Source organism: Streptomyces sp. SID10853, assembly GCF_010548145.1.
Lineage (GTDB): Bacteria > Actinomycetota > Actinomycetes > Streptomycetales > Streptomycetaceae > Streptomyces.
Genome location: NZ_JAAGLN010000263.1, coordinates 1 through 9,263, shown reverse-complemented (window position 1 = coordinate 9,263; position 9,263 = coordinate 1). Strand labels below are relative to the sequence as shown.

At 71.4% G+C, this 9,263-nt stretch carries 10 protein-coding genes and 2 pseudogenes; 5 read left to right on the top strand and 7 right to left on the bottom strand.

Features of this window, described 5'->3' with window-relative positions; genetic code table 11:
• Together G3I19_RS31255 and sigE are read right to left on the bottom strand one after the other, a co-directional pair.
• On the bottom strand, nucleotides 1-751 hold a 751-nt coding region (locus G3I19_RS31255; protein WP_164267088.1), incomplete at its 3' end, for a zf-HC2 domain-containing protein.
• Entirely contained in the window at nucleotides 748-1,521 is a 774-nt protein-coding gene (gene sigE / locus G3I19_RS31250; RefSeq protein ID WP_203600723.1) for an RNA polymerase sigma factor SigE, read from the bottom strand. The genes G3I19_RS31255 and sigE, both read right to left, overlap by 4 nt.
• A gap of 127 nt (nucleotides 1,522-1,648) precedes the next feature.
• Here sigE and G3I19_RS31245 point away from each other — a divergent pair, with 127 nt between their 5' ends.
• Nucleotides 1,649-2,314 (top strand): O-methyltransferase, encoded by a 666-nt coding sequence (locus tag G3I19_RS31245; RefSeq protein ID WP_164267087.1) that lies wholly within the window; start codon nucleotides 1,649-1,651, stop codon nucleotides 2,312-2,314.
• Nucleotides 2,315-2,396: 82 nt separating this feature from the next.
• On the opposite strand, the gene G3I19_RS31240 is transcribed toward G3I19_RS31245, so the two are convergent.
• Nucleotides 2,397-2,564, bottom strand: coding sequence for a DUF3117 domain-containing protein (locus G3I19_RS31240; protein WP_003966491.1), 168 nt, complete (start codon nucleotides 2,562-2,564; stop codon nucleotides 2,397-2,399).
• A 318-nt stretch (nucleotides 2,565-2,882) separates the two neighbouring features.
• On the opposite strand from G3I19_RS31240, the gene G3I19_RS31235 reads away from it, so the two are divergent.
• Entirely contained in the window at nucleotides 2,883-3,683 is an 801-nt protein-coding gene (locus tag G3I19_RS31235) for an enoyl-CoA hydratase-related protein (protein WP_164267086.1), read from the top strand.
• Nucleotides 3,684-3,731: 48 nt separating this feature from the next.
• Here G3I19_RS31235 and G3I19_RS31230 read toward each other — a convergent pair whose 3' ends face one another.
• Both G3I19_RS31230 and G3I19_RS31225 read right to left on the bottom strand, forming a co-directional pair.
• Nucleotides 3,732-4,361: a DNA-3-methyladenine glycosylase I gene (locus G3I19_RS31230; protein WP_164267085.1), complete on the bottom strand. Its 630-nt coding sequence runs from the start codon at nucleotides 4,359-4,361 to the stop codon at nucleotides 3,732-3,734.
• A 23-nt stretch (nucleotides 4,362-4,384) separates the two neighbouring features.
• Nucleotides 4,385-4,687 (bottom strand): annotated as a pseudogene (locus G3I19_RS31225) (DivIVA domain-containing protein); the annotation flags it as partial.
• 116 nt (nucleotides 4,688-4,803) lie between these two features.
• On the opposite strand from G3I19_RS31225, the gene folP reads away from it, so the two are divergent.
• Nucleotides 4,804-5,664 (top strand): dihydropteroate synthase, encoded by an 861-nt coding sequence (gene folP, locus G3I19_RS31220; protein ID WP_164267083.1) that lies wholly within the window; start codon nucleotides 4,804-4,806, stop codon nucleotides 5,662-5,664.
• A 60-nt stretch (nucleotides 5,665-5,724) separates the two neighbouring features.
• Here folP and G3I19_RS31215 read toward each other — a convergent pair whose 3' ends face one another.
• Nucleotides 5,725-6,480, bottom strand: coding sequence for a TIGR00730 family Rossman fold protein (locus tag G3I19_RS31215; RefSeq protein ID WP_164267082.1), 756 nt, complete (start codon nucleotides 6,478-6,480; stop codon nucleotides 5,725-5,727).
• A 65-nt stretch (nucleotides 6,481-6,545) separates the two neighbouring features.
• On the bottom strand, nucleotides 6,546-7,625 hold the full coding sequence (gene dapE, locus G3I19_RS31210; protein WP_164267081.1) for a succinyl-diaminopimelate desuccinylase: 1,080 nt from the start codon (nucleotides 7,623-7,625) through the stop codon (nucleotides 6,546-6,548).
• Between the two features lie 38 nt (nucleotides 7,626-7,663).
• On the opposite strand from dapE, the gene G3I19_RS31205 reads away from it, so the two are divergent.
• A complete protein-coding gene (locus G3I19_RS31205; RefSeq protein WP_203600721.1) occupies nucleotides 7,664-8,605 on the top strand; it encodes a heavy metal transporter in 942 nt (313 codons plus the stop codon).
• Between the two features lie 414 nt (nucleotides 8,606-9,019).
• A pseudogene (locus G3I19_RS37070) lies at nucleotides 9,020-9,263 on the top strand (ATP-binding protein); the annotation flags it as partial.

Below are 9,263 nucleotides of genomic sequence, written 5' to 3'. Positions count from 1 at the left end.
CGGTGGCGGACGCCGAGTGCCGCGCGGCGAAGGCGGTGGGCAGGACCGGGGGCCGTCCGCTGCGGTCCGCCGGGAGGCCATGGGCGGTGCGACGGCGGTGCGGGTCAGGGTCGCCGATACCGACCGGGTCCGTGGCGCTCATCGGGGTCACGCTGTTGGGCGGGCCGTCGGTGTGCGCCGGGGATTCGCCCGCCCCGTCGAACGGCAGCGTGCCGCCGAGTGCGATGGCCGCCAGTGAGACCGCGCTGGCCGCGGCGAAGGCGAACCTCCGGCCGCGCCAGGCCGACCGCTCCTGGTCGCTCCGGCTCACGGGATGGCCGACGGGATGGATCCGGAATCCGCTGTCGGGTCCGCCGGGCGGCAGCGTGGTGGCGTGGGGTCCTTCGGGCACATAGCCGAAAGTGTCGACCCGCGGGTCCGACGGGCGCCCGTCGGACGGCCTGGCGGGTCCGAAGAATTCGTCGGCGAAGCGGCCGCCGAACGGTCCGCGCCGGCCGGGGTCGTCGCCTCCGGGTCCTGCGGGCAGCCCCTGGAGGCGGGCGAGCAGTCCTTCGGACGGCGGCGGGGGCGCGGTCTCGGCGAAGACGCTTTTCAGCCGGCGCTGCGCGTCCGCCTCGCTCTTGCACTTCGCACAGGTGGCGAGATGCGCGAGCACCCGCTCACGGGCGTCGTGTTTCAGCTCACCGTCGACCAGTGCGGCGAGCCGGTCCCCCAGGTGCTGCTCGGCCGGGGTCGGACTGGATCCACTCACGCGGTCCCATCCTCTCCGTCCAGGCCGGGTGCCACCCCGGCCAGCGCGCGCTGCTCGGCACGGCGGGCCTCGGGCGAACGGTGCTTGAGCGCCTTGCGCAGGTGGGAACGGCCGCGGTGGATCCTGCTGCGGACGGTGCCGAGCTTGACGCCCAGCGTCGCCGCGATCTCCTCGTACGACAGGCCCTCGATGTCACAGAGCACCACGGCCGCACGGAACTCCGGGGCGAGGGTGTCCAGCGCCTGCTGGACGTCCGCGTCGAAGTGGGTGTCGTGGAAGACCTGCTGCGGCGACGGCTCACGGCTCGGCAGCCGCTCGGCTGCGTCGTCCCCGAGGGCGTCGAAACGGATCCGCTGCTTACGGCGGACCATGTCCAGGAAGAGGTTGGTGGTGATGCGGTGCAGCCAGCCCTCGAAGGTGCCCGGGGTGTACGTCGACAGCGAGCGGAAGACGCGGACGAAGACTTCCTGGGTGAGGTCCTCGGCGTCGTGCTGGTTGCCGGTCAGGCGGTAGGCGAGCCGGTAGACCCGGCCGCTGTGCGTGCTGACGATCTCCTCCCACGAGGGCGGAGTCCATGTCTGCGCGTCCGCGTCTGAGGCGAAGGTCGCGGTCTGTACGGAGTCAGCAGCGCTGGAGCTGTCAGCAATGTCGGTCACGGATTTCGGCTCACCCGCCGACCTGAGAAAGCGCCGCAGCACTCCTCCCCGATCCACAGGCGCAGCCGCACCTCCCCTGTCGGCTCTGGTGGTGTCCAGTGGAGCACCTACCATAGTCACCTCGCCCGTTAGCTCCGGATAAGACTGATTGCCGGAATCCTCGTACATCCGCATCCCCCCTGCCCTCTTACAACGCCCGGTCCCATCTGCGGGTTCCCGGGCGCAGCGGATACAGTCACGAGTGCGCCAACTACGGGGACAGGAGAGGGCCATTACCGCCAACCGGCAGACGAGCTGGGCCTTCGCCGACGCTTTTGTCGCCGAGGACGAAGCCCTGCGCTGGGCCCGCGACCGGGCCCGCGACTCAGGGCTGCCCTCGGTCTCGCCCGGCACCGGTGCGGCACTGCGGCTGCTCGCCGCCACCACGGACGCCAAAGCGGTGGCCGAAATCGGCACCGGGACCGGCGTATCGGGCATCTATCTGCTCCAGGGCATGCGGCCCGACGGCGTGCTGACCACGGTCGACCCGGAGCCCGAGCGCCAGGGCTTCGCCCGGCAGGCGTTCCGCTCGGCCGGATTCGCGGCGAACCGGTCGCGCTTCATTCCCGGCCGGGCTCTCGACGTACTGCCGCGGCTCGCGGACGGCGGTTACGACCTCGTGTTCTGCGACGGTGACCGGCTCGAGTCGCTCGATGTGCTCGCTGAATCGTTGCGCCTGCTGCGGCCCGGCGGACTGGTCTGCTTCGAGGGGGTCTTCGCCGACGGCCGCACGGTCGACTCCGCCGCGCAGCCCGCCGAAGTACTGCACCTGCGGGACCTGCTGCGCACGGTGCGCGAGAGCCAGGAGCTGCTGCCCTCGCTCCTCCCGGTCGGCGACGGGCTGCTCTGCGCCGTCCGCCTGCGCTGACCAGCGGCCCTCCCCCGGCACACCAAACACCACTGCCCCGGCCGGAGCCGGGGCAGTGGAGAGAACATTGGGGGCGTCCGCGTCAGCCGACGACCTTCTTCAGCGCGTCGCCGAGTGCATCGGCCTCGTCCGGAGTCAGCTCGACAACAAGTCGTCCGCCGCCTTCGAGCGGAACGCGCATGACGATGCCCCGCCCCTCCTTGGTCACCTCGAGCGGGCCGTCGCCCGTCCGCGGCTTCATGGCCGCCATGCTCGTTCCCCTTCCTGAAACCAGCTCATCGCAGCCGACAACCCAGGTGTCACCGGCATCGAACATATTGCTTCCCAGCCATTATCCCGCATCCGAGGACCCGATGACCAACATCGGTCTGCATCGCTTGCGCAACGCACTTCCTCAAAACCACTCAATTCGGCGTTCCCCCTGCGATACTGCGCCGCTTCACACGCCCATCCCGGCCGGCATTGTTTGACGCAGGTCACATGTTCGCCGCCGATGATCTCCGGCATGCTGAGCTGCGGACGACGAATCAGCACCATCAGCAGCCGACACCCAGCAGTGGAGGGCCCCATGGCGGACACCGTGCTCTACGAGGTGACCGACGGACTCGCGACGGTCACCATCAACCGTCCCGACTCCATGAACGCGATGAACACCGAGGCGAAAGTGGCCCTGCGGGACGCGGTGCAGACCGCGGCGGCCGCCTCGGAGGTACGGGCCGTACTGCTCACCGCCACCGGGCGCGCCTTCTGCGTCGGGCAGGACCTCAAGGAGCACATCTCCTCGCTGACGGCCGACCGCGAGGCGGGCACCAGGCGCACCATGTCGACCGTGCAGGAGCACTACAACCCGATCGTGCGGGCCCTCACGGAGATGCCGAAGCCGGTCGTCGCGGGGATCAACGGCGTCGCCGCGGGGGCGGGCCTCGGGTTCGCGCTCGCCGCCGACTACCGGGTCGTGGCCGACACCGCGAAATTCACCACGTCGTTCGCGGGTGTCGCGCTCACCGCCGATTCCGGCGTCTCCTGGACGCTGCCGCGGCTGATCGGCCAGAGCCGGGCGGCCGATCTGCTGCTGTTCCCGCGCTCGTTCGGCGCGCAGGAGGCGTACGACCTGGGCATCGCCAACAAGCTGGTGCCGGAGGCCGATCTGGCGTCGGAGGCGCTGGCGGTGGCCCGTGCGCTCGCCGATGGGCCGACGGTCGCGTACGCCGCGATCAAGGAGTCCCTCGCGTACGGGGCGGGCCACCCGCTCCGCGAGGCGCTGGCGAAGGAGGACGAACTCCAGACACGTGCGGGCGCGTCGGAGGACCACCTGATCGCGGTGGAGGCTTTCGTCGGCAAGACGAAGCCGCGGTATCTGGGGCGCTGAGCGGCTTCGGCGCGGGTCGGCCACCGACGAGCTGGGGCCCGGCGCGGGTCAGCCGCCCGCCGGGGCCCTTCCCTGGGTGCTTCCCGAGGTCCTTCCGGGGGTCCTTCTGGCGAAGCAGTCCGCCAGGTGGTCGTCGACCAGGCCGCACGCCTGCATCAGGGCGTAGGCCGTGGTCGGGCCCACGAAGCGCAGGCCGCGTCTCTTGAGTTCCCCGGCCAGCGCCGTGGACTCCGGCGTGACGGCGGGGATGTCGGCGGCGTGGCGGGGCGCCGGGCGGGTGGCGTGATCGGGGGCGTACGACCAGATCAGAGCGTCGAGCTCGCCCGGCTCCCAGCCCACGAGTTCCCGGGCGTTGGCGAGGCTCGCGTCGATCTTGGCGCGGTTGCGGATGATGCCGGGGTCGGCGAGCAGCCGGTCCCGGTCGGCGTCGGTGAAGGCGGCCACCGCGGCGATGCCGAACCCGGAGAACGCCTTACGGAACCCCTCGCGGCGGCGCAGGATGGTGATCCAGGAGAGACCCGACTGGAACGCCTCGAGGCAGAGCCGCTCGTACAGCGCGTCGTCGCCGTGGAGCGGACGGCCCCACTCGCTGTCGTGGTAGGCGACGTAGTCATCGGTGGACACCGCCCATGGACAGCGCAGCTTCCCGTCGTCTCCCGGGACGGCGTCCGGGCTCATCGCCCGGGGCCGTCGTCGCTGACGGCCGTGGCGCGGGCCCCGGCGAGCGCCGCTTCCAGCTCGGCGATCCGGGCGTCGCGCTCGGCCAGTTCGGCGCCCAGCCTGCCCAGCACGTCGTCCACGTCGGCCATCCGGTAGCCGCGCACCACCATGGGCAGCCGCAGCGCCTCGATGTCCGCGCGCCCCACCGGCCGGGCTGCGGGCAGCGGATCGACGGGCAGTTCGGGGGACACATCGGACAGGACGGCGCCGTCGCCGCCGCCGATCACCGCGAGAGTGACCGCGGCGACCACCACGACCATCGCGATCAGCAAGAACCAGAACACGAGTGAGCCTCTCCCCGGATAGCGGAACCGTGCGGGTCCGATCGTGCCATGCGTAGCCGGCGGTTAGGGTCGCAGGCGACTCGGCGGTGAACTCAGAGGGCTGGAGGAGCAGGCGGATGCTGCGGTTGGGACGGCGCGAGTTCGATGCGCACGAACCGGTGATCATGGCGATCGTGAACCGGACGCCGGACTCGTTCTACGACCAGGGGGCGACCTTCCGCGACGAGCCCGCGCTGTCGCGCGTGGAGCAGGCGGTCTCCGAAGGGGCGGCCATCATCGACATCGGCGGGGTGAAGGCGGGCCCGGGCGATGAGGTGAGTGCGGAGGAGGAGGCGCGGCGCACGGTCGGTTTCGTCGCCGAGGTGCGGCGGCGCCACCCCGATGTGGTGATCAGCGTGGACACCTGGCGCCACGACGTCGGCGCGGCGGTGTGCGAGGCGGGCGCGGATCTGCTGAACGACGCGTGGGGCGGGGTCGACCCCGAACTGGCCGCTGTGGCCGCCCGGTTCGGCGCGGGCCTGGTCTGTACGCACGCGGGCGGCGCCGAGCCGCGCACCCGGCCGCACCGGGTCACCTACGACGATGTGATGGACGACATCCTGCGGGTCACGGTCGGTCTCGCGGAGCGGGCGGTCGCGCTGGGCGTCAGGCCCGACGGCATCATGATCGACCCCGGTCACGACTTCGGGAAGAACACCCGGCACTCGCTGGAGGCGACCCGCAGGCTGGGCGAGATGACCGCGACGGGGTGGCCGGTTCTGGTCTCCCTGTCCAACAAGGACTTCGTGGGCGAGACCCTCGACAAGCCGGTCAAGGAGCGGCTGCTCGGGACCCTGGCCACGACGGCGGTCTCGGCGTGGCTGGGGGCGCAGGTGTACCGGGTGCACGAAGTGGCCGAGACCCGGCAGGTGCTGGACATGGTCGCGACGATCGCGGGCCACCGGGCGCCCGCGGTGGCCCGGCGGGGGCTGGCGTGACGGGGGCGGCGTAACCGGGACGGTGGGGCTCGCGGATACGGCCCCACCGTCACACGGGCCCTACAGCCCGGTCTCCTTGGTCACCAGGGCCACTGCCTCGTCCACGTCGTCCGTGACGTGGAACAGCAGCAGATCGCGCTCCGACGCCTTGCCCTGCGCCACGACCGTGCCGCGCAGCCAGTCGACCAGGCCGCCCCAGTACTCCGTACCGAAGAGCACGATCGGGAACCGGGTCACCTTCCGGGTCTGCACCAGGGTCAGTGCCTCGAACAGCTCGTCCAGGGTGCCGAGGCCGCCGGGCAGGACCACGAAGCCCTGCGCGTACTTCACGAACATCGTCTTGCGGACGAAGAAGTAGCGGAAGTTCACACCGATGTCGACGTGCGGGTTGAGGCCCTGCTCGAAGGGCAGCTCGATCCCGAGCCCGACCGAGACTCCGTTGGCCTCCCTGGCGCCCCTGTTCGCCGCCTCCATCGCGCCGGGGCCGCCGCCGGTGATCACCGCGAAGCCCGCGTCGACCAGCGCGCGGCCGATCCGCACCCCCGCCTCGTACTCCGGGGAACCCGGCGCGGTGCGGGCCGATCCGAAAACGCTGATCGCGCTGGGCAGTTCGGCCAGTGCGCCGAAGCCCTCCACGAACTCCGACTGGATCCGCATGACCCGCCAGGGGTCGGTGTGCAGCCAGTCCGCGGAGCCTTTCTCCGGGGTGTCGAGCAGCCGCTGGTCGGTGGTGCCGGCCTGGACCTGGTCCCGGCGGCGCACCACCGGGCCGAGCCGCTGTTCCTCAGGCGCCGGTGCTCCCTCAGGGTTGCCCATGTTGTGCTCCCTCCGCTGTGCGTGTTCACACAGCCTAGGTCTGCACATGTGACGAATGAGGAAATTCAGGCCGTCAGCCAGGAGCGGAGTCGTTCCTCGGTCTGTGAGATCTTCGTGATCTCCACCCGCTCGTCACGCTTGTGCGCGAGCAGCGGGTTCCCCGGGCCGTAGTTCACTGCGGGAACGCCGAGCGCGCTGAAGCGTGACACGTCGGTCCAGCCGAACTTCGGGCGGGCCTCGCCGCCCACCGCCGCCATGAAGGCCGCGGCCGCCGGGTGCGAGAGTCCGGGCAGCGCGCCGCCGGTGTGGTCGTCGACGACGAACTCGTCGATGTCGCAGTCCGCGAAGAACTCCTTCACGTACGCCAGCGCCTGCTCCTCGCTGCGGTCGGGCGCGTAACGGAAGTTGACCACCACCGTGCAGGCGTCCGGGATGACGTTGTTGGCGACGCCGCCCTCGATCCGTACGGCGTTGAGGCCCTCGTGGAACTCCAGCCCGTCGATCACCGGCTTGCGCGGCTCGTACGCGGCCAGCCTGGCCAGGATCGGGGCGGCGGAGTGGATCGCGTTGGATCCCATCCAGGCGCGCGCCGAGTGGGAGCGTTCGCCCTTGGTGCGCAGGATGACGCGGAGCGTGCCCTGGCAGCCGCCCTCGACATCGCCGTCGGACGATTCGAGCAGCACGGCGAAGTCCGCCGCGAGCCAGTCGGGGTGCGCCTCGGCCACGTGCTTGAGGCCGTTGAGCTCGGCCGCGACTTCCTCGTTGTCGTAGAAGACGAAGGTGAGGTCCCGGTTGGGTTCGGGTACCGTCGCCGCGATCCGCAGCTGTACGGCGACGCCCGACTTCATGTCACAGCTGCCGCAGCCCCACAGGACGCCGTCCTCGTCGAGCCGCGACGGGACGTTGTCCGCGATCGGCACGGTGTCGAGGTGCCCGGCCAGCACGACCCGTTCGGCGCGGCCGAGCCGCGTCCTGGCGACGACGTTGTTGCCGTACCGGTCGACGGTCAGATGCGGCAGGGCCCGCAGGGCCTCCTCGACCGCGTCGGCGAGGGGCTTCTCGGTCCCGCTCACGGACGGGAAATCGACCAGCTGTGCGGTCAGGGCCGGGGCGTCGAGTGTGAGGTCAAGCGGGGTCTCTGACATGGCTCAGACCCTAACCCGGCTCCAGTACGGTGTGGCCTGTGCCCCAGCCCACTGCCGCGCGACGCCGCGGTCGCTTCTTCCGGATCGTGGCCGCCCTCGCTGTACTGCTGGCGCTGGCGGGCTATGTCCTGGTGCAGTACATCAGCGGAGGCGGCAGCGGCCCCCGCTGCACCGCGCAGGCCGGTGACGGGAGCAGCTACCGGCTGAGCCCGGAGCAGGCCGTCAACGCGGCGACCATCTCCGCGGTGGGAACTTCGCACGGCATGCCGCAGCGCGCGGTGACCATCGCGCTGGCGACCGCGCTCCAGGAGTCCGGGCTGCGCAACCTCGACCACGGCGACCGGGACTCCCTCGGCCTCTTCCAGCAGCGGCCCTCACAGGGCTGGGGCACGGCCGAGCAGGTCATGGACCCGGTCTACGCGGCGGGGAAGTTCTACGACCACCTCAAGAAGATCCACGGCTACACGCAGCTGCCGCTGACGGTCGCCGCCCAGGAGGTCCAGCGCAGCGGCTTCCCGCAGGCGTACGCGAAGCACGAGCCGGACGCCACGCTGCTCGCGGCCGCGCTGACCGGCCGGGCGCCCGCCTCGTTCTCCTGCGCGGCGACGAAGAGCAGCCTCGCGGGCGACACGGCCACGGTGCGGGCGGCGCTGAAGCGGGACTTCGGGCCCGGGGTGCTGCCCGCCGGGAAGGCGGCGAAGCCGTCGGAGGTGCTGCTGCCGGTCCGTACGGCCGCGGGGCGGGCCGGCGGGGCGTCCGGTACGGGCGCGTCGGCGCAGCAGCGCGGCTGGGAGCTGGCGCACTGGGCGGTGGCCAACTCGGCGGCGCTGCACATCAGGCAGGTCTCCTACGCGGGCCAGGAGTGGACCGCGTCGACGAACCACGCGCCCTGGCACAGGACGGACACCGTGCAGGCCGCGTCGGCGTCGCGGAGCGACGGCCGGAGCGGCACGGAAGTCCGCATCACGCTCACGAAGTGACGCCGTCCGTCGCCGCACTTACGGAGTGACGTCCGTGCCACGCTCACGGAGTAACGCCGACCGTCGCCGCTCACGGAGTGACCTCCCCGCCACGCTCCTGAAGCGGCCCCGAACCGCCCCGTACAGATGCACGGCGTGTCACCCGGAAGCGGCTCCCCTCGGCTCGCCGGGCGCGCCTTCCACAGCCTCTCCTGGCCCCCGGACCGCACGTCGGTGACCCCATGGGGCCCCTGGGAAGTGACGGTTCAGCAGACATATCGACGCACTACCGTTTGTCCGTTTTTATCCGAAACCGATAATGCGACACATTGCAGACTCTTTACCCGGGGTCACCGCAACTTCCCCCTCCCCCCGAGCGGTTGTCACAGCGTCCGAACGCCGGACAGTCAAGTCCCCTCCCGCTCAAGGAGCACCATGTCCCTCTCCCTGACCCGTCGGATCGCCCGTACCGCGCTGCTGATCGCGGCGGGCGCGGCCCCCGTGGTCGGTGCGGCCGGCGTCGCAAGCGCCGCGGAACTCCCGCAGACCCCGAACCTGGGCGGCGTGACCGCCCTCGACGGCGCCGGCCTGGGCAACTCCGTCGACGGTGCGGCCCGGACCACCACCGGCATGGCCGGCGACACCGGCAGCAAGGCCGTCAAGAAGACCGTCCCGGCCG